The sequence below is a fragment of the Rhodopirellula sp. J20-39 genome (genome assembly GCF_057365095.1).
On sequence record NZ_CP195123.1, the window covers coordinates 175,800 to 196,664 of the forward strand.

The following is a 20,865-nucleotide window of genomic DNA, read 5'->3' on the forward strand; positions in this document are numbered from 1 at the left end:
CACCGCCGCTAACAACCATCCATTGCAGCCGGAGGGCGATTACGTTTTGTACTGGATGATTGCCCAGCGGCGTCTGAATGACAACTTTGCCCTCGACCACGCCATCGACCGTGCCATTGAATTCGGCAAACCGTTATTGATCTTCGAGCCGCTTCGCGTTCGCTATCAATGGGCCAGCGATCGGATCCACCGTTTCATTATCGAAGGGATGCGTGACAACGCGGATGCGGCCAAGCAAGCCGGCGTCGCGTACTTCCCCTACGTTGAACCCAAACCCGGTAAGGGTTCACCGCTATTGCATAAGCTCGCCGAACGAGCCTGCACGGTCATCACGGACGAATACCCGTGCTTCTTTCTGCCCACCATGATCGAGGCTGTCAAAGACCGCATTCCAGCCCGACTGGAACTGGTCGATTCCAATGGCATTCTTCCGCTGCGCAGCGCCGAGAAAACTTACACCGTCGCTCACAGCTATCGACGCTACATGCAGAAAAACGTGCTCGCCGCCCTCGAGCAAACTCCGAATTCCACTCCCCTGCCCTGCTCTGCCCTGCCCTCCCCTGCCCCGATTGATTCGCAATCGATACGACCCGACCCAGAGTTTCTTGCTTCTAACCTGATTCCACAAAAAACGCTCAAGAAATGGCCTGCCGCTGATTTCGAAAAACTGCTCGACAAAGACGGCATCTCCAAGATCCCAATCGACCATGACGTGCCGCCCTCCCCCGTTTGTCCTGGCGGTCCAGTCGAAGCGACCCGCCGGCTCGACGACTTCATCGATAACAAACTGGAACGCTACGGAACCGATCGTAATCATCCCGACGAACATGCCACCACGGGGCTCAGCCCTCATCTGCACTTCGGCCATATCTCGCCTCATCAAATGATCCAGCGGATCTTTGATCATGAAGACTGGACACCCGAGCAAGCATCCAAGCCCAATGGCAAGAACCATGATTTCTGGAATGTCAGTGAACCGGCCGAAGGCTTCCTCGACCAAGTCCTGACCTGGCGAGAAATCGGATTCAACTGGGCATTCAAGAATCCAGACACCTACGACAAGCTCGATTCACTTCCCAACTGGGCCCAAAAGACACTGGCGGAAACCGCGGACGACGAACGGCCGTATCTCTACACGTTGCAGGAATTTGAAAACGCTCAAACGCATGACGAACTCTGGAACGCCGCCCAGCGTGAAATTGTCCAGACCGGCCTGATGCACAACTACATGCGGATGTTGTGGGGCAAGAAGATCTTTCACTGGACCCAATCGGCTCAGCAAGCACTCGACATCATGATCCACCTGAACAATAAGTACGGACTCGACGGACGCGACCCCAATTCGTACTGCGGCATCCTATGGGTACTCGGCCGCACCGATCGAGCCTGGGGCCCCAAACGCCCCGTCTTCGGAAGCGTCCGATACATGACCAGCGACAGTGCCCGTAAAAAGTTAAGACTCAATCAGTATCTCGAACGGTTTTCTGGCGAATAACCGGTGTTTCAATACGCTAAGTTTCCACCAAACTGAGGGATCCCGCCAGCTTTCACGACTTCCCTCCACTTCTCGATCGGTGAGCGTGGTGACTCCCAAAAGTTGTCGCACAAGGCAAAGTATTCCAAGACGACTTCGGTTTCGCCAATCTCAAGCAATTCTTTGGCAAGCAACATGTTAGGCCCAAACGAATTCAATTGTGGTGAACCTTTTGTCTTCCCCGCTGCGAGTAATCTGGCCTTCGCTTCTTCGATATCATTCTTCGAGAGTGCGATCCGCCCCAAGATCAGGTTCCCATGATGCACGTTGTTTCCTGAATTCCACCCCTCGCCGTGATCCGCCAACATTTTCTGGGCGTACGTTCCCGCTTCCTCAATCAGTCCAGCTTCCAGAGCGGTTTTTGCAAGCTCGGAATACAGATGGTTGCGTGAACTCTCTTTGCTTCGTTCAAACGCCAACTTGAATTGCTCGAACGCTCGCAACGCAACATCTTGCTTGGCCTCCTCAGCCGAGTTGAAATTCATTTCGAGCGAATAAAGCTGCCCCAAAGATGCAGGCCATGAGGAACTATCGGGCTCCAGCTTCTGACCTTTCAGAAACAACCGTTCCGCGATCTCTCGCTCGTGTAGAAGGAAAAACGAAGCGGCACTGGCGATCACCGTCAGGTTCTCGGGCGATTTCTTGAGGGCCTCTAACCAAGCTCGTTTCGCTTTCTCGAAACCATCCCGGTCGAGGATTTTGTCGATCTGGCTGTAAGGTAATCCGAGCACTTCGGATTCCGGAGCATTCTCAATCAGCCAAAGGATGTGTCGTTGTTTGGCGATTTTTGCATTGGGCTCACGTCGACCGGTGATGAAGTAGTAGCCGAGCAACTTGGTACGCGCGTCAACGTCGCTGGGCGACTTGGATACCTGAGCTTCCAAGGCAGCTCTTTCCCCGGCATCCATTTCACCACCTTCTCGTATCAGGACACGTGTGTCCGCAGCCACGGAAACGGTGCCACCGACTACCAAAAGTGTCACAACAACCAACGTGGGTAATGAGTAAACCAGCATCAATGGATTTCCAAGTGGGTTGTAAAATCTCAACTACAAAGTTCACCTCAGCTTATCACAAACATCCAGCACTAACCCAAAGAACGATTTCGCACCATGATTGCGAACTTTTCTGGCTATCCATTGTCATAGGGTCATGGACACAACTCACGAAATGCTGACGATCACCGGCCCGGCGACGGCGACGCTTCCGATCGGTGATGCGCAAAGTCCGATCACGGTGATTGGCAACCAAACGATCCGCGAATCCTTCGGCGGGGAAACTTTCCGCCAGGCGATCAACAGCCGTTTGGCACCCGGGGTTTCCAATGTCGTGCTGAATCCCGATGCCCATGTTGGCTATGGAGCCCCTGTGGGCTGCGTGATGGCTTCTCCGACGCATGTTTATCCAGGACCGGTCGGTGTCGATATCAAATGCAGCATGAGCTTGCTGCAAACCGATGTGCCTGCCGAAGAAATCGCTAGCCACACCGTTCGCCGAAAACTCATTCAAGCGATCGTCAAGCGGGTACCCACCGGGGCCGGACGCGGACAACGCAATGCACCGAAGTCGCGGCGTGTCGACGGTACACTGGGATTCCGCGTCGCCACCGAAGGTGCATCGAAGCTAGTCCTGAAGAAACTGGGCATTCCGAAAGCCTGGGCCGACCGCTGCGAAGATTCAAGCCACACCGCTCCCGACGGCACCACCGACACGCTGGCGGCACGCCTGGAATGGATGGGCCGCGAACGCGACAAACTCAACCGCATCGAGAGCAAGTATCGCCAACTGGGAAGCTATGGCGGCGGCAACCACTTTGGTGAAGCCGAGATCGTGCAACTAAGCGATGACCCAACCTTCCGCAGCATCGCCCAGCAGTGGGGACTGCGTGATAATTGTGTTGCCTTCTTATCCCATTGCGGCTCGCGTGGATTCGGTCACGACTTGGCCATGAACCAGTTCCGTTCACTCAAGTCCAGCTTCAAGAAACAGGGACTCGCGTTCCCTGCCGGTGATCCGCAACTGGTTTACGCCGAAGCGGACTCGCCCGAAGGGCAACAATACCTTTGTGACATGGCGATGGGTGCTAATTTTGCAACTGTCAACCACTTGCTGATCAACGCCCTCGTGTTGGAATCGTTCCAGGACGTCTTTCCTGGAGTCCAAGGAGAGCTGATCTACTTCATCAGCCACAACATTGCCCGACAAGAACCGCTCGACGGACAAACCCAATGGGTTCATCGTAAAGGAGCCACGCGAGCTCTCCCTGCTGGTCACTCACAATTGGAAGGCACTGAATTTGAATCAACCGGGCATCCTATTCTGCTTCCCGGCAACCCTCGCGATGGTTCTAGCGTGATGGTCGCGCTTCCGGGTGCGTCGAAGTCCGCCTACAGCGTCAACCACGGTGCTGGTCGTCAAATGAGTCGCACCAAAGCGAAAAAAAATCTTTCGCAAATGGTGATCGATCAAGACTTGCTCGACCACGACATCATCAGCAACTGCCGAGTCTTTCCGCGCGACGAAGCCCCCGACGCTTACAAGGATTTCAAAGAAGTCCTCTCCAGCGTCACTGATGCCGGACTCGCCGCCGAGGTCGCCAGCCTGAAAGCCAAATTCGTCCTCAAAGACGGCGCCCCCGCCGACGACTAACGGTCGCGGAATTGCCTCAGCCCGGTGGCCAAGACATCTTGCGGCCGCCCATTAGGTGGAAGTGAATGTGCGGCACTTCTTGGCCTCCGTCGTCACCGCAGTTGACGATTAATCGGTAACCGCCCTCGGCAATTCCTTCGGCCGCGGCAATCTTTGACGCCGCGACCACGCAGCGGCCCATCACCGCCTCGTCTTCCTCGGTCAGATCCGCAAGCGAGACAATTTCACGCTTGGGGATCACTAAAATGTGGATCGGAGCTTTAGGGGCAATGTCGCGAAACGCCAAACAGTCATCGTCTTCGTATACGATATCTGCAGGAATCTCGCGTTGAACGATTTTGGTGAACAAACTCGGCATGACCAACACCTAATGCGACGGACTCGCGGATCTAAGATTTGAAACCCAACCTGGACGAAGCCAGATGAGCGAACAACGTCGTCAGCGTTACCAATCTGTGTTGTATCCGCTAGCCCGCTTAGCTCGATTTCGTCGAAGTGAACTGGGTGACTTGGTCGACGAAGAACCCGCCGCATTCATCACTCGCACCGTCAATGAAGTCGTCAAAGCGGGGTTCTTGGAAACGGTACGCGAGGACGGAGAGATCCATTTTGAATGGGTTCGTGGCGATCGCGTTGAGTTAGTCGATCAATGGATTGACCGACGAATCCATGGCGATCAAGTCAAAGAACAACCCGAACGAGAGCGTCCTCGAGAGCGATTGATGCGGCTGGGGCCAACCTCGCTTTCGGACGCGGAACTGCTCGCAATTTTGATCCGCGTCGGTGTCGTCGGTGAATCCGCCGTGACAGGTGGCCAGAAGCTTGCCAATCGTTTCGCCCATGAACTGGACCTGATCCGAAACTACGGACTCGAAGAACTTCGCAAAATCACACCGGCGGTCACCAAAGCAAGCTTCTGCCAAATCCTCGCTGCACTCGAACTGGGGAAACGAGCCACCGAGGCGGCCCGAACTCGACCGGTCCCGATCACCAAGATCACCAGCACGATCGAAGCAACTCAGTACTGCGCCCAAGCCTTTGCGTACCTCGCTGGCGATGCGGTTCAAGAAGAGTTCCACATCGTAACGCTCGACACCAAACACAAACCGATCCGCACCCATAAGATCACCGTCGGCACACTCGATAGTTCATTGGTCCATCCGCGGGAAGTCTTCCGGCCAGCAATTCGCGACTCTGCCGCAGCCGTCCTGCTGGTCCACAATCATCCTTCCGGTGATCCCACCCCCAGCCGAGAAGACCACGCCGTCACCGAACGTTTAACCGAAGCTGGAAAACTGATCGGCATCAGCGTCCTCGACCACATCATCGTCGCCCGAGAACGTTGCCAAAGCTTGCGTGAGTGTTGAGCACAAGTCTGCAATTAATTGCTTTTTGAGCAGCCGTCACGTCGTCGCAACCCAACCAAATGGGAGGACGAGGCTCCCGCCGAGCCAGTTCCAATCAGCGACCTTAAACCAGGGGCGTGATCAGCCCCAAGACGCGGTTAGATCCAGGGTGCGGTTCGGCAGGAGCCTCACCCTCCCGAACGATCTGATGATGATTGCCACCGCGGCAGTGAACGTTTAACCGAAGCCGGAAAACTGATCGGCATCAGCGTCCTCGACCACATCATTGTCGCCCGAGAACGTTGTCAAAGCTTGCGTGAGTGTTAAGCACAAGTCTACAGTTGTTTGCTTTTTCAGCAGCCGTCGCGTCGTCGCAGCCCAATCAAATGGGAGGGCGAGGCTCCCGCCGAGCCAATTCCAATCAGCGACGTGAGAACCAGGGGCGTGATTGGCCCCAAGACGCGGTTAGCCCCAGGGTGCGGTTCGGCAGGAGCCTCACCCTCCTGGATCAACTGGTGACAACCTTCGCCGCGGCTGATTGTGGCCGAACGCTCCGCGGTCGGTGCTCAGGACCGCGACCGCGGAGCGTTTGCCCACAATCGGCCTCAATAGCGGATTCATTCGCATTTTTCGATCCTATTGAGCAAAAACTCTCATCCCCACTACTGCTGCTGGAAATCGTCCTGCTGGTCGGGTTCGTTGAGTTGTATCGATTATGCGGGCCGTGGTTGGGGTCATTCCGATTTTTCGCGTTGCAAGCGAAATGTCGTCTGCGAGCATTCCGATGATTCGAACGAGTGGTTGTCCGTTTTGGCACTGCCACTGATTGGGAGGCGTCCAGTTCGATTCGCTGATGAGTGTTGTTGCATGACGAGTAATCCCAGCCCCGCCACCGCCAAACCGTCCATGTTTGCGATCAAAGGATCTGCGGGCCGCAAACCGTTGTTGCTGGGGCTTTGCTTGATTGCAATGGTCTTGGTCAGCGGGGGATTCGTCGCGTCGGTGCTGTCACGCTCGGCCCGAACACCGATCTTCACGCTGACGGGGGTGTATGGTCCTGAGTGGGATGTGAACGCTTGGGTCACCGAAGATTTGAATTGGATACGGGAGTTGGGCCAAAGCACGTACTCGGTCCAGGCCCTGCCTGGTGCTGGCGAGTTGGCGGGTGGATTTTGGGATCAGGCCGACGACTCCATTCGAGCGGCGCTTGCTTCATGCCCGAGTGAACGCCCTCTGGTTTTCTATGTCAATTTGCACGGCGTTGTGAATGACGACGGGCAAGCGTGCTGGGTGCCACCCAACGGATCTGTCGTGGATGGTTCCACGTGGTTTCCGATCAATGATTTTTTGGATCGAGTCGCGCAGATTCAGTCTCGTGATGACGTTCGGCCGGTGTTGTTGCTGCTCGAATGCGGTCGGCTGCGGTCGCACTGGCCCGCCGGAATTGCCGACAACGACTTTGATGATCGGTTGACCGAGACACTGGCCCAACACGCTCGCAACTATCCCGAATCCAACGTCACAATCCTGTCGTCGACGGCACGTGGACAACGTAGTTTCTATTCGCGACGTGGCGATGGGGATGTATTCACCCGATACGTTGCCGAAGGATTGGCGGGTGCCGCGGATGGTTATGGGACAACGAGCCGGGCGGACGGGTTGGTCGATACTGAAGAACTGCATCGCTTCGTCCGCCAGCAAGTTGGCGGATGGTCGCAGCAGCATCGCGGCGTGGCCCAAACACCGACACTGCATCGAACCGCGTCGTCCAATCCGGTCACCGTCGCACGCGCCAGCCGCGGGCGTTTTGGAGCGTCATACGTCAAAACGCCTCCACCGTCCAAGGATGAAACCGATCGATTGAAAGCGGCGATTGATTCGGTCGTCGTTCTCGGGAAACACGACCCAAGTTCGGTCGACGCACACGCATGGTCACAGATCCAGCGCACGATGCACGCGATCACTCAATCGGTTTATGGTGGAGAAGCAGCAAAGGCATCGAGTGCTCGATGGTACAGTCGACTCGATCGGCAACTGCAAGGACTTCGCCAAGAAATCGCGAATCGGGCGAGCGAGTCATCTCACTTTGCGGACGTCGAAATGGACCGCGAAGCGGAGCGAGTTTGGTCCACGATCGCAAAGCAACCGACGCGAGAAACCACCGCTGAATTGCTGGACGATTTGGACGACGACAAAGTGATGCCGGTGCCGATGCTGCACGCGATTTATCAGGCGGGCGAGCAATCACGAACCGATCCGAACACTTCCGAATTGAGTTTTTGGAGACATCCCGATTGGATCCAACGCACCGCCAAGGCGCAAACCGAATGGCTGCACGTGGTGCGTCGTCTCCCCGACGCGATCTTTCCTGCCGTTGATCAAATCACGTTGGACGTGCAGCAAAGTCGGCGACATCTGGCGGACACGATTTTGGCGTCGATCGTGTCGTCGGATGTCAATCCGATCAAGCCTGGACACGATGGGGACGCACACGATTCAGTCACGTCGGCGTTGTCGGATTTCGAACGAGTCGTCAAAGAACGCCGAGACATTTTGGCGGGTTTGGTCGATGCGTGGCAGACTCGAGATCGAGCGTTTTCGGAATTGCCGTATTTGTTCCAATCGATCGACGAAGAAGCAACGGCATTGGTAACGCATGAAAAACACGGCGCGAATGAAGCAAACCTGAACGATGTCATCACGCTGGACACGCTGCTGAACGAGTTCATCGATGGCAAGCAGGTTTGGTCCACAGAGACTCATGATCAGATCGTGATTGCTGCCAAACGGGCGGGTGAGTTCTTGGAACACATGGGCGGATCATTTCAAACGTCGACGGCGTCGATGTTGCTGACTTCTGATCCCTATCAGGCGATGCGGGTGGAGAAACAGCTTCGTGAGACGGATGAAAAGCTGGCGATGAAGCCCTTCGAACCATTGCATCAGTCGGCGGGACATGATCGCGAGGACGACCACCAACACGAATCGGACAAACACATCAGCGACGATTTCTTGGCGGTTTTGTTGGGATTGGATCCGGATGAGACCAGCCCATCGGATGTTCGCCGGCGTTTGCGTTCATTGACCTCGGTTGATCACGACCATGCGTGGCGGCATGTGGTTTCGATCGTCGTGGACGAAGCGTTTTCGCAAGTGATTGCGGATCATCAAAGAACGTCACGGCAGTGGCGGTTGGCTTGTCGAATCGACGAGGTGCTGGGCGATTTCTGGTACGCACCGACAAGCAATGGCACAGCCTACTTTGACGCAACCGCTCAAACGTTGTTGAAGTTGGCCAAACCCGAAGACAATGAGACGCCGGACTGGAAATCGATTGAGCGATCCGTGACGGCCAAGATGGAGGCTCGCCGAACGGCGTCGACCAAGGGATTGATTGTCCGTGCGACTTCGCAGCCATCGTTCTTGGATCAACAGACCCAGTCGGTTTCAGTGAAGCTTGATACGGCCGACGGCCAGGGTGATCTTCCGGAGGGAATCGCGGTGATGTCGATTCATCGTGATGGCATCAAAACATCCGATGCTCAGCAAGCGGTGTCGATTCAGGCGACCGATGCACCGACCAACGTGGAACTGACGCTTGCCGTCGATCAAAAGCGGCCTTCGTTGGCGGAGGTGAACTTTCGAGGCAACCGCTATCAATCCTCCGTCATGTCGTCGGGCACGGCGTTTGGCGTGACCAGTCGCGGTCAAACGGTCCAAAAGGGAGCTGAAATCACGATTCGTGACGCGATGGATGCGGGGCGTGCGATCACGTTTGTGATGGATTGTTCGGCATCGATGAACGATCCGCTGGGCGAAGAGATGGGGCGTTCCGCACTGGGAGCACAACGCGCGAGTAAGTTTGAAGCGGCACGATCGGCGGTCTACGAAATGATGCGGCGGTTGCAGCCAGGGCCATCACAGGTTGGTTTGGTTCTGTATGGTCACCGGATGGCGATTCGTGCGGGTGATCCAGCAAAAGATTCAGGCGATGGAAGTGGTCAGACAACTCTGTTACAGAAACGCTATCACAAGCGATTCCCTTTCCCGCCGACAATTCAACCGTTTGAAGATGTCGAGGTTGCTTTGCCGACCGGACGTTTTGACGCAGCGGAATTGGAGCTCGCCCGTCAACACTTTGATGCAGCCGTTCCGTGGGGGCAGACGCCGCTCTATCTTTCGATTTGGAAAGCGATGGAGGACATCAGTCGAACTGGCGATGGTGTTCGCAAAGACGTCGTGGTGATCTCTGACGGTCGCAACTACCAATTCAATCCAACCCCCGAAGCGATTTTCTCGATTGGTCAGTTGGTGACTCGGGCGAAGACACTGGGCGTCCAAGTTCATGTCATTGGGTATGGACTGGCCAGCCACGAGGCCGCGGCCGCAGCGATTGAGTTTGAGGCTCTCGCGAGCGGCACCGGCGGTCAATCGATCACGGAGATCAAAGAAGCGACGGAGTTGCTCAAGCGATTGGAAGAGTTGTCGTCTTCCGAATCATTCGAATTGCAATTGGCTGATGGAACCAAACACGTTGGCACGTTTGGGAACACGATCACGCTGCCCGGAGTTCAGTCCGTTAACACGTCCGTGACCGCGACCGTTGGTGACAAATCAACGGTCCTCGCGGTGTCGCCCGGTGATCAGTTGGATTTGATCGCCAATCAGATGGAGCACCCACTGGCAACCTTGCCATATCTCAATGGGGCTCCTCAATTCAGCGTGCTCGCGACGCCGGAAGGGCATGCGACTACGGTTCGGATGGGAGTGCACACGCCGACAATCCAAGAGAATCGATGTCGTTTTCAATTGTCGATGCAACGAACCGACGCTCAGGTTTCTGACCGTCCACTTTCGATGTGGGTGGAGGTTCACCCGGTGCGACAAGGTAACTCTGGCCAGAAGCAATCGCCTGAAGTGGCTTATCGAAATGGTGCGTTTGAATGGTTGGCGGGCAAGCCGTGTCCGGTCGCTGAATTCGAATGCTTGGGTTGGCCAAGCGATGCGGTGGGTTATCAGATCAACACGTGGTGTTCTGCCAAGCGTTTGGCAAGCGAAACCATGTCCGTCGCTGCGGGGTCACAACCGAAACAGACCAAGACGCTGGCGAATTATCCTGGCGTGAAGGTTCATCTGAGTCGCCAAGGGGACGAGGTTTCCGTTGGGTTGGAGTATCCCACCTCGCAGGCCCCTGATCACGATTCGATGTTGATCGTTCATGTTGAGGGTGCTGGCTCGCAAGACCATTGGTACGACGACAGCGGCCAGCGAAGCTTTCACGTTTTCCGGCAAACCGACCCGACCGCAGAGGTGCAGATCGAATTGCAATCGATCGCGGAAATGAAGCGTCAATCGGTTCGCACGATCCAGCCAGTTGACGGTTCGATGTTCCCAAGTGTTGCGACGCTGGGAGCGACGACTCGACGATAGGCGATTGCCGTTCGACGTTATTAGCTTACGTCTGGCTTCGAGGGAATCACTTCAAGCCGCTTCCCATGCTCGGCCCCCTCCCTCGCGTACGCCTGAACGGCGTGGCTCGACCTAGTATATCGCTGTTGCTCCCCCAAAACTTCGTTTCGGGAGAGGTTCCCAAATGCAGACACCCGCCAAAACGCAGCACCAGAAACTGCACGACCTCGAAGAAGGACGCTGATGAACCATCGTGGTTCGAGGCGTTTGTGAAAGTCGACGCTTTTGAAGTCACAGCGAGGCGGCTGACTTATTCCGAAAGGATCTGTTGGATCAGTTCGGGCGGTGGTCCTTCGATGGGATAGTCAGTCTGAAGTTCGCAGCCGCAGGAGTCAGGTTCGACTGGGCCTCCGCAGGCATCGAGTGCCAAGCGGGCCAATCGTCGGGCTTTGGAACTGGGTTCAAACCAGCAGCAAGGTCCGGTTTTCTCAAACACCATTCGTGTTAGTTTTTGACGGATCGGGATGCTGCAACATCCTCCGCAACCGGGATCGCATCCACGCCGCGAAGCGATGACCGCTTCGATCGCCGCGATGCGGACGTCTGCCGAAACATCGTCCAGTCCCGCGAGAATGCCTTCTTCCACATGTGGATTGACGGAGCAGTCTTCGCCAGCCAAAACTCCGAGGGCTTTCACCTTGGCGGCTGTGGCGACCTTCGCTTCTTTGGCCTTGAGTGCACCGGCGACGGCGGGCGAAGGCGAAGCCGCGTTGGCGGGATGCGAAGACGGCAGACTCATCGGCGGCGGCTGCAATGCGGGAACCGCGGTCGCTGCTTTTTCGTAAGTGATTTGCCCCAGCAGCACCGTCTTGCGAATGCAACGACGACCGATGGTATCGATCCCCAAGAACCGCGGCAGCGTCATCGGAACCGGAGCCGGTGGAGTCGCGACTCCATCGGGGCCGATCAAGACGGGCGTGGTGGCCTGACGCTCCAAGACATTCAAGGACGTGCAGCCGGACGCGAGAACCAGACAGCCACACACAAACAGCACCGGCCACGCACGCGTGGCTCCCGTCATGCCGTTCGTTGTTGACCGTCTGGAATTCATGTTGAGGCGTTCGTCTTCAATCGATGCGGATGGTGGGGAGGTCAGTTGGCTGAGGCGGTTTCACGGCGACTTCCACACTTTTGCGATAGCGATCCCCGCGATAGAGACCTTCCAATGTCAATTCGTATTGGCCTGCCTTTACGGCGGGAAACACGAAATGACCGCTCGCATCGGTCAGTGCCTCTTGGGGTAAATTCGACGCTTGGGAGGGTTGTTCCACGCTTTTTTCGTCAGGATTGTCAGGCTTTTCTTTTGGCAACGCTTTCAACGCGACTTTCATACCTGCGACCGGCAGAGTCACGTAGGCGATTTTGCCTTGTAACACGGTGACTTCGGCTTCGCGGCGAGCTTGCAACTCCGCCTCGGTGAGCAGTTCGATCGCGAGTGTTTTGATCAGGCCTGGGTTTTGTGCTGCGTCGGTTGCTTGCATCAACAAAGTGTGGGTTCCCGATGCCAGCTTGTCCGTCGGAAGAATCACGACCCAGCTTCCATCGCCGAGTCGTTGCCCAGGAACGGGTTTCACATCGGGTGTGAACTCTTGTTGACCGGCCGTCGCCCAAGCCGCTTGGATGGAAGCCGCTTCGCTGAGTCCCGCGTCATCAACGGTGACACGAACCTCCACTGGCCCGCCCAAGATCGCAGGCAACGGTGATCGGATCTGAACGTCCTTCAGCTTGGGTGGCAACGTATCAAACACGGCCGTGATCGGGTTGCTCCAAATCAGTTGCTCGCCTCGTTGCAGGCTGGCGATCAGCGGAGCACGCTGGTTTCGCACCACGCCGACCGGAACACTGAGTCGATGCGGACGAACATGACTTTGCAGTCCTGGTTGGCCAAGTGGATCCACACCGGCCCATGTGAATTCGATCGAGGCCGGCGTGGTGACCGAAACGGTTGGTTCGTTTTGCAAGTAGCGATCGCCATTCAAATCCAATCCCAATGTCACAACGTCGTTGCCGTAGTGGAACAGTTTGTCGCTGAGGTCGACCCAGACATCGGCAGAGACAGTTTCAGCGTCTTTGGAAACGATCACCGGTGGAACGTCTCGGGAGGCTGACGCATCGGGCAACAAAGGAGCCCCGATGATGACGGCCGCGTGATCATCGGTTGGGGTGAGCAATTGCTCGCTGCGATTGCCCGCCAACTGAAACACAAACGCACTCGGCCACTGATCGCTCAGCACTCGAACGCCGATGGGATGTCCATTACAAGCGGCCGACGAGAACGACTTGGTGACGCGAGAATCAGGGGCGATCATTTGTTCGCCATGGGCCACGGTCTGATGAGTCAGCAGGTCGACCAGTTCGATGCGAACATGTGTCGATCCATCGACGCCAGCGAGTGCGCTGATCGACACATCGACTTTGCGAGCGTTGTGGTCATAGGCCACCACCGGCTGAATCAGCGAGTCGGGGCGATACACCCGAGGACTCAAGTCGATCCATTGCACGCGATCGTTTTCGGTGTCCGTGACTTCGCACCAAAGTGATGCGACGGTGACGGGCGGTGCACCCGGTTCCAGTTTGGCAGCGGGGAACATGACCTTGGTCCATTGTCCCAACGTGGTTGCCAGTTTGGGCTGGATCGCCAATTCGGTCGGAGGCGTTTGGGTGGCCAGCCATCGCTGGGCTTGCGCGGACTTCATTGTCGGTGGGCAAGTACGCCCGGGGTCGGACCAGCCCAACAGACGTACCTGAACAAACTGCGATGACGAGTCCGTTGGCTGGATCCAAAGCGGCGCAAAGAGGTCTCGGTTGGCATGCATGACCCATGAGTTGCCAGCACTGGATCGAGCGGTCGCGAAATCGGACAACGGCAATTCCAAAGGCACACTGGTTCGAAAGATATTGTTCTGAGTGATCCAGCGAAGGTTGATCGCGGACTTTTCCGGCGTCTTCACGTTCCCTGTCTGGGATGCACGGCGGATCTCGATCGAAGCGGTCGTTTGCTTCGCTGGCAAACCAAGTTTTTCAGACGCGGTTGAGGTGGATGTGGCTCTTTGAGCGACGATCGAGCGATAGTCGGTGGCGCCCGAGACGCGTTGGACAGGCGTGATCGCTGAATCGGCCAATGTGTCGATCTGCAACCAACCACCGTCCGTTTCGATTTCCAAAATCCCTGAACCCATCGATTGCGAGGGTGATTGAACGGCGATGTCCAGCACCACGCGATCTGACATCGCCAGCGAGCCTTGAACGGTCACGTCAACATTGGTGTTGGATTCGACTCGGGGAAGTGCGGGCAACCCAGCCCAAGCGGCGAGGCGTTGGTAGCGGCTGTTTGAGATCGCGTAGCGTTCCCGTTCGTCTTGGGTTGCATCCACGGCACAGGCACGCGTGTCCGCGACGAGCGTGGGCAAAATCTGCGACCAACGCTGCATCACCGCATCCAAGTCTGCTGTCACAATGCCTTGCTTGGCTGGTGATTGGATGTCCGATTTCAGTGCCCGCACGAGTTCTTTGTAACGGTCGACGGCGGTGACCATTTCGTCTTCGGATGTCGATGCGTTCAGCAGCGTTTGGCTTGCGGTTTGGGCGGCTTGTTGCAACCGATCCAGGGTGCCCGGTTTGCTCGCCGTCCCAGCTAGTTCGAGTTGGGCGGCCAAGGTCGAACGTTGAATTCGCGTTCGCGTGCTTTCAACAAATCCTTCGCTGGATCGCGAAACGGCGACCGTTTGGATGGTCGACGATGATTGGTCCTGTTGCGATTGAAGTTCAGCAAGTAAACCAGACAAGCGATGTTCGATGGACTGGATCATCGCGTCGCCCTGATGCATCGAATCGCTGTTGGCAGTGTCAAGCCATCGTTGCAACGAGATTGTTTCGAGCAGCAACTGGCAAACTGAATCATCCATCAGTGATTTGGCTCGAATCGGCATCGCCACGAACGCGTTCAAGTGATCGATGACTTCATCTCGTAATTCACTGGCTCGATCGATCGCCACCGCGTCGTTCTGCAGTCTCGTGAATGTGCGAATCGCTTTCTCGGTCTGGTCATGCACATGAGCCAGATAGTCAGATCGCACGGGGCTGAGCAGACTCCGTTCGGCATCCAGTCGCACCCATTGTGTTTCTGCCAACTCGGGTTCAAACCATGTGCGAACCGTCGGGTTCATCGCGACTTGGTTGGCGAGGACACGGCACTTGATCAGTGATTGCTTGAGTGCCCAAGGTGCGTTTTGCTGCAGCACGGATCTGGCCCACACCACTTCGTCCCACGTCGCACTGGACGGAATGGGCGAGTCCATCCAAGTCTTCGCGGCGGCTTCGGTGGCATCCGCGTTGAGCAGCGTTTGCAGTCCGTCAAACAATTCGCTGCACTGATCGCTGCGATTGGTATGAATGCCATCGGCATGCATTTGAATCGCCACCGCCAGCGTGGGTGCGGTCACATCGACCGTGTGATGCTTGACTTGTTCCGAGTCGGCAGTGGGGGGGGCGACAGTTGTCGATGGCGTTGCAATCGCTTGGGCAGACGCCGCGGGTGTGGTGTCGACTTCGGGATCCGGAGCGGGTTGAACCGGTGCCAACAGATAACGTTTCCACTGTCCTCGCGGGATGCTGGAAAAGGAATGCGGCACTGCTTGGTCGTCACCGTCGGGACGTTCGGGGCTGACCACATCCAACCATTCGGCCACCGAGACGACACCGTCGGCGTTGATGTCTGCGGGTTCTTCCAAGCCGTTCATCGCGGCGCGTGTGAGCGGCGTGACGTGTTGGGCTGGATCGACCAGGTCATGATTGATTTGGTTGTGATGCGCGACGACCAAAACATTCGAATGGCTCAGTGCCGAGACTTCGCGATCGAGGCACTGAGCGAACTGCCACGCGTTCATCTCGGGCAAGCGTCCGATCGAATCGTTGACGCTTTCGATCGCGTCGATCAACACGATCACGGGGGTTTGAGTTTTGCTAAGGTTTCGAAGGAACTCGGAAACGTCCAGTGGCGATGTTTGCAACGTCGACTCTGAATTCAACGACAACAAAATGGCATGGCCGTCGACCACCAGCGTGGTACCGGCAAGGTGAACGAGCCGTGTGCCTTCGGAGAAGTCTGGTTGCGTGAATTGGTTTGCGGCTGAGAGCGATCGCGTTGGCGTCACGCGGGCCGTCGGCATTGCCTGACCGAACTGCGCCAGTGCATCCAGCGATGCAAGAGCAACCGCCTGGGCCGGAACCACCGGGGCAGGTTGGGGCTTTTTGGGCGGCACCGGCCCGATCGATTGAATCAACAACCGAGGTGATTCAAGGGGACGCCAAACGGAGATCACAAAAATCCCAAGCAAGGAAGCGAGGACCACGGTCAGCGCAACCTTGATGCGTGTTCGCGATCTCGATGAGGTCGGCTGGTTTCGCCAATCTCGCAGTCGTGATTCGTTGGCATGCGGGCTGTTGTTGGTTTTGCTCATGTTCTAGCCGCCGACCTGAACGGTGGGTTCACCGGTTGCGATCGATCCACCGTGGGCAGTCGGGTCACCCATTCGAACCGCGGGTTTGCCACCGATCATGACGGTGGCGGAACCTTTGGAAAGAGTGTCGGGTGGCCCGGTGCACTCGGCCTCATCGCCCAAAACCGCGGCGGGCATGCCACCGATCAGCACCGTTGGTTCTCCCGGACCGATGATCGGGCCTCCGACATGTGGGACGACACCGGTGACCATCGAGCAACTGTGTTCGTCCATGATTCGTGCAGCAGGCGGCATCACTGGTTCCCTTGCTTGGTGTCTTGTTCACGTTGCAGCAGTACGCTGCCGGACTGCAACCATCGTTGCATCGCGCGGTCTCGATCAGCCTCTGCCGAAACGGACCAACGATGCGCGGTCATGATTGCGACGCCGCTCAAGTGGGCGGGCGGTGGGATGGGCGGTTGATCGTCCGGTCCCAGACTGCCACCGCTGAAAATGATCGCCTGAGCGATCCAACGAGTGACGTTGTCAGGAGAATGGACGGGCAGTTGATCGCGAACTTTGCGGCGGTCGGTTTCGTCGCCCGAGGTTTGCCAAGCGAGAATGCTTTGGCCGAGCGCACTGCTGGCACGATCGGTAAAACCCGATGCTTCGATCGCCCAACCGATTGCGGTTCGAATCGGCAACGCACCAGCGAGAAACCGGATCGCGTCGTCGTTCAGGGACAAATCGATCAAACGCTGAAGGAAGTCCATCGTTTGATCGGGTGAGTGGATCAACGCGATGGATGCTTCGGACATCGACATCATTTTCGCAAGGCGAGCGATGGTTGCATGATCGTCGAGGATTTCGTCGGATGAGGCTTGTTGTTTTGACTTCGCTTCGGGGGTTGCCGTCGTCACATCGGGTGACCAACGAACCGAGAAAGCGGTTTGACCGGCAACGAATTCGGTCTCGCACTGGCCTGTCTCAGACAGCGTGAGCCGATCGCATGAGTCTCCAGCGACGATCAGTGCATTCTGACCATCGAGGACTTCGATCACCGCGTTGGTTCCGCAGCGAACGACAAAGTGTTCCGGCGACAAAGCGGCGTCATCTGGAAGGCTCATTTCCACCCACTCGCTACTGCCCACGCGTGCCTCTTGACCGACGCGCAAGATCAATCGCACATCGGTGTCGTCAGCAGGATGAGCGGTGAGTAAAAGTGGCATGGTGAATCGAAAGATTGGGAAGAAGCGGACAAACGCGAGGCCAAATTCTGCGAAAAAGGGGGCTGACCCCTTTTTGAGGGATTTCAGTTGATTTGGACGATGGCTCCTTTGACCGTGAGCGAGCCGCCTGAACTGAGTTCTGCTGTTGCGCTGCCTTTGAGTGTCATCGATGCATCAGCGGCGGCTTCAATTTCGGGAGCGGCCATGCTGATCTTTGCATCGCCCTTGATGGCGATTTCGGTTGCTTGGATGTTGATGCCCGATGGTGTCAACTCGATGGAAGATTGACCGCACTTCAACGTGATCGACGTGGCCGCTTCAATCGTGATCGCGCCGCTTTCCACCGACACATTTTGATCGCCTTGCTTGATCGTCAGGTTGTCGTCGCCCGCATCGATCGTCGTCGTGCGGTCTTGGCCGATCTCAGTCGTCTGGCTTCCCGATCCGCTGCCGACACCGATTTGGACGTTTTGATCGTTGTAGATTTCGATCGTTTGGTCGCCGCTGTCTGATTTGTCGAAACCGACTTTCAAGGAATCATCGTTTTCGACGACTCGAACAAAATCACGTTCGCTGTGCAAATAAATTTGCTCGGCATCTTTCGTGTCATCAAACGTCAGTTCGTGGAAACAGTTCGTGTCTCCTTCTTTGGTGCTTCGTGTGCGAAAGACCGTTTTGGCTTGACCATCGGCCAGGTCTTCCGGGGGCATGCGATCGGCATTGAAGACCCGACCGGTCACGATCGGTCGATCCACGTTGCCGTCCAAGAACGCCACGATCACTTCTTCGCCCACTCGCGGAATCGAGACCGCACCCCATCCCCTGCCGGTCCAAGGCTGCGTCACGCGAATCCAACAGGAACTGCTGTCATCACCGGTTCCGACTAAATCCCAAGCGAATTGCACTTTGATGCGGCCATACGCGTCGGTCCAGATTTCTTCACCATCAGGGCCGACAACCGTTGCGATTTGAGGGCCTCGCATGACCGGCCGTGCGGTCGTTTGTCGGCTGCGGTAGGGAATGGAGGAAGGAAGCAACTGCAGTCGATTGCTCAGATGAAAGGAGTGTGCACCTCCGCCGCCGGCCGAAACATCACCGGCTGTCATCATCAGATGCCGGCCGACGATCAGGTATTCTTGGTTGAGATCATCGACGGGATGCGACGTCATCGTCAAAAGGTTGCCTGCGATCACCGAGGGTGTCGAAACATCCACGGCGGCGGCGTGTTGGTCTGATGTGGCGGCTTCGGTCAGAACGCGTGCGTAGTGTTGGCCGTCATCGGTCTCAAAGAACTGACCCGGGAACTCGTACCACTCCCAGTCGCTTGCCGTGTCAGACGCGTTCTGGCGAACGGTCATTTCGGCGCGGGGTTTCTGAAAATCGTAGTCTCGCAACACGTATGACGCCGTGTTGAAGTCTCGCTCATAGGTCCACTGCGACAGACACGTTTCAGTGCCCGGTTGTTCCACCGCGTGATAAGGCAGTGAATCAAAAGACGTCGACGCTTGATGGGCACTGACGTCATCGCACAGCACCATCGTGTGTTGGTCCTGGGTGTATTCGAAGAAGTAGTAAATGCCTTCCTCTTCAAACAGTCGGCTGAGGAATTGAAAGTCCGATTCGCCATATTGCACGCAGTAGGCGCGTTGGCGATACGTTTGTGTGAGTCGATCTTCCAGTTCGCCGGTGAACCCTCGAGCCTCGATCACCGCCTTGGCGATTTCGACCACGGTCTGCTGTTGAAAGACTTGCGACCCTCCGACATGCCGTAGCAATCCCATCCAGGGAGCAAGCGTTGCGTGGTATTGGTACAAGCCAGCGCTGGTGCCAACTTGACCGAACCGAGTGACATAACCGTGCAAGTACTCGGGCGAATCGTCTGCATCGCCGATGCGAATCGAGACAGGTTGTTTGAGCAGGTCGAGCGGATCGATATCGCCTTCAGAGCTGACCAAATCCAACGTCCCGCCAAAGGGTCGCCCCAGTTGTTCTGTCCAAGACACACCGGTCAACACGAGCGCATCGTCATCCAACGGTGTGCTGACGGCGATCGGACGGTTGGCTTGGGTCAGAGTCATGACGATGAAATGCTGTGCAACGCTAGAGAATGAATTGGCAGTCGCCGACATCGGCGCGGGGAGCTTTTCCGTGAACCCAAGCACTTCGGCCAAGAGCACCGACGCGTCCCAGTGACAATCGTGGGATCGTGTTGCGATCCAAGATCAGACGAACGCGGCAATCCAATCCGGGATCGACATAGCCTCGAATCAAATCATGAAGGGTGTTGTGCGATTCACCGCCAGGCAGTAGTTCTTGAAACAAATCAAACGGGATCGGCCCAATGTCCAAATCGACCATCGAGCAACGATCTGGGACACTGCGTCCGAGCACAACACTTTGTCCCAAGCGACCACCGCGGCCCGCAGATTCTCCGCGACCAGATGGCCGTTCCGATGGAGAGAGCAGCGTTCGGTCTTCTGGTTCCAAACGGAGTTTCCTCAACTGAAATGTCTTGACATTCGCATCCGCGTGCACGGTTGCGGAAACCACCGCCGCGAGACCTTCGGCGTTGCGATGTGTGGACCCAAAACGGCCGCTGAAGTACAGTCCCGAGTTGTCAGCAGAGGTTTGATCGGCGTCGGATTCTGCACCAGGATTCAGCGTGCCAGAGATGGAGCCCACGTACGCTGCGAAGCGGTCCGTTTCTGGGCGATCACGTTGGACCGCGCCGCGACTGCTGCTCCACGCTCGATAAAACAGCGTGGCCATGCGGTGATGGAATAGGTTGAGAAACGATTCCAACGCGGGGTCGGCGTTGTGCCTGGTTTCATGCCGGACCGTTTCGGTCATGTGCAGTGGCAACGGACCTCCCGGCCCGAGCAGACCAAAGAACCGTTGGCTGATGTGTGCACGCTCATCGTGCCCCGAATCGATTCGGTCAATCGTTGCGGGTGCAAAGTCCAGTGCCGTGGTTTGCCGGATCCGGACGGCCTCTTGGCTCGTTTGTCTGGCGTGACCAACGCGAGGCATCGTCGGTGACTCGCCTTCAATTCGTCGCATCGCTTGAAAGAAATCCAGCGACTGAACCGGTTTCCCGAGTTCTCCCGTGAGACGCTGTTCCCAATTGGCGGTGGAGTCTGAAGTGGTCATGGACTTGTCAGTCGGAACGGGAATGGCGATTCAATGTTTCGGCGTGAGGG

12 protein-coding genes and 1 pseudogene are annotated in these 20,865 nt (G+C 56.7%); 5 read left to right on the forward strand and 8 right to left on the reverse strand.

Annotated features, from left to right (window positions below):
* Positions 1-55: 55 nt before the first annotated feature.
* Complete coding sequence (locus tag ACR3ZL_RS00575) at positions 56-1,495, forward strand: cryptochrome/DNA photolyase family protein (protein ID WP_486173561.1); 1,440 nt, start codon at positions 56-58, stop codon at positions 1,493-1,495.
* Between the two features lie 8 nt (positions 1,496-1,503).
* Here the strand turns inward: ACR3ZL_RS00575 and ACR3ZL_RS00580 are convergent, their stop codons facing one another.
* Entirely contained in the window at positions 1,504-2,550 is a 1,047-nt protein-coding gene (locus ACR3ZL_RS00580; protein WP_473649813.1) for a tetratricopeptide repeat protein, read from the reverse strand.
* Positions 2,551-2,686: 136 nt separating this feature from the next.
* Here ACR3ZL_RS00580 and ACR3ZL_RS00585 point away from each other — a divergent pair, with 136 nt between their 5' ends.
* Complete coding sequence (locus tag ACR3ZL_RS00585; protein ID WP_473649812.1) at positions 2,687-4,183, forward strand: RtcB family protein; 1,497 nt, start codon at positions 2,687-2,689, stop codon at positions 4,181-4,183.
* Positions 4,184-4,199: 16 nt separating this feature from the next.
* Here the strand turns inward: ACR3ZL_RS00585 and ACR3ZL_RS00590 are convergent, their stop codons facing one another.
* Positions 4,200-4,541, reverse strand: a complete 342-nt coding sequence (locus ACR3ZL_RS00590) for a histidine triad nucleotide-binding protein (protein WP_473649811.1) — start codon at positions 4,539-4,541, stop codon at positions 4,200-4,202.
* Positions 4,542-4,605: 64 nt separating this feature from the next.
* Between ACR3ZL_RS00590 and radC the strand changes: the two genes are divergently transcribed.
* From radC to ACR3ZL_RS00605, 3 genes and pseudogenes are all read left to right on the forward strand, one after another.
* Positions 4,606-5,550, forward strand: coding sequence for a RadC family protein (gene radC / locus ACR3ZL_RS00595; protein ID WP_473649810.1), 945 nt, complete (start codon positions 4,606-4,608; stop codon positions 5,548-5,550).
* Positions 5,551-5,724: 174 nt separating this feature from the next.
* Positions 5,725-5,856, forward strand: a pseudogene (locus ACR3ZL_RS00600) (JAB domain-containing protein); the annotation flags it as partial.
* A 540-nt stretch (positions 5,857-6,396) separates the two neighbouring features.
* Positions 6,397-10,959 carry a vWA domain-containing protein gene (locus ACR3ZL_RS00605; protein WP_473649809.1) on the forward strand — a complete coding sequence of 1,521 codons (4,563 nt, stop codon included), beginning with the start codon at positions 6,397-6,399 and terminating at the stop codon, positions 10,957-10,959.
* Between the two features lie 289 nt (positions 10,960-11,248).
* Here the strand turns inward: ACR3ZL_RS00605 and ACR3ZL_RS00610 are convergent, their stop codons facing one another.
* The 6 genes from ACR3ZL_RS00610 to tssG form a co-directional block, all read right to left on the reverse strand.
* Complete coding sequence (locus ACR3ZL_RS00610) at positions 11,249-12,049, reverse strand: hypothetical protein (protein WP_037229257.1); 801 nt, start codon at positions 12,047-12,049, stop codon at positions 11,249-11,251.
* A gap of 16 nt (positions 12,050-12,065) precedes the next feature.
* Positions 12,066-16,457: a carboxypeptidase-like regulatory domain-containing protein gene (locus ACR3ZL_RS00615; protein ID WP_473649808.1), complete on the reverse strand. Its 4,392-nt coding sequence runs from the start codon at positions 16,455-16,457 to the stop codon at positions 12,066-12,068.
* A gap of 3 nt (positions 16,458-16,460) precedes the next feature.
* Entirely contained in the window at positions 16,461-16,751 is a 291-nt protein-coding gene (locus ACR3ZL_RS00620) for a PAAR domain-containing protein (protein WP_037201656.1), read from the reverse strand.
* On the reverse strand, positions 16,751-17,665 hold the full coding sequence (locus tag ACR3ZL_RS00625; RefSeq protein ID WP_473649807.1) for a DUF6931 family protein: 915 nt from the start codon (positions 17,663-17,665) through the stop codon (positions 16,751-16,753). The genes ACR3ZL_RS00620 and ACR3ZL_RS00625 overlap by 1 nt, the downstream gene beginning before the upstream one ends.
* Before the next feature lie 83 nt (positions 17,666-17,748).
* On the reverse strand, positions 17,749-19,743 hold the full coding sequence (gene tssI, locus ACR3ZL_RS00630; protein WP_486173134.1) for a type VI secretion system tip protein TssI/VgrG: 1,995 nt from the start codon (positions 19,741-19,743) through the stop codon (positions 17,749-17,751).
* A gap of 22 nt (positions 19,744-19,765) precedes the next feature.
* Complete coding sequence (gene tssG, locus ACR3ZL_RS00635) at positions 19,766-20,815, reverse strand: type VI secretion system baseplate subunit TssG (protein ID WP_461505957.1); 1,050 nt, start codon at positions 20,813-20,815, stop codon at positions 19,766-19,768.
* Positions 20,816-20,865 lie beyond the last annotated feature (50 nt).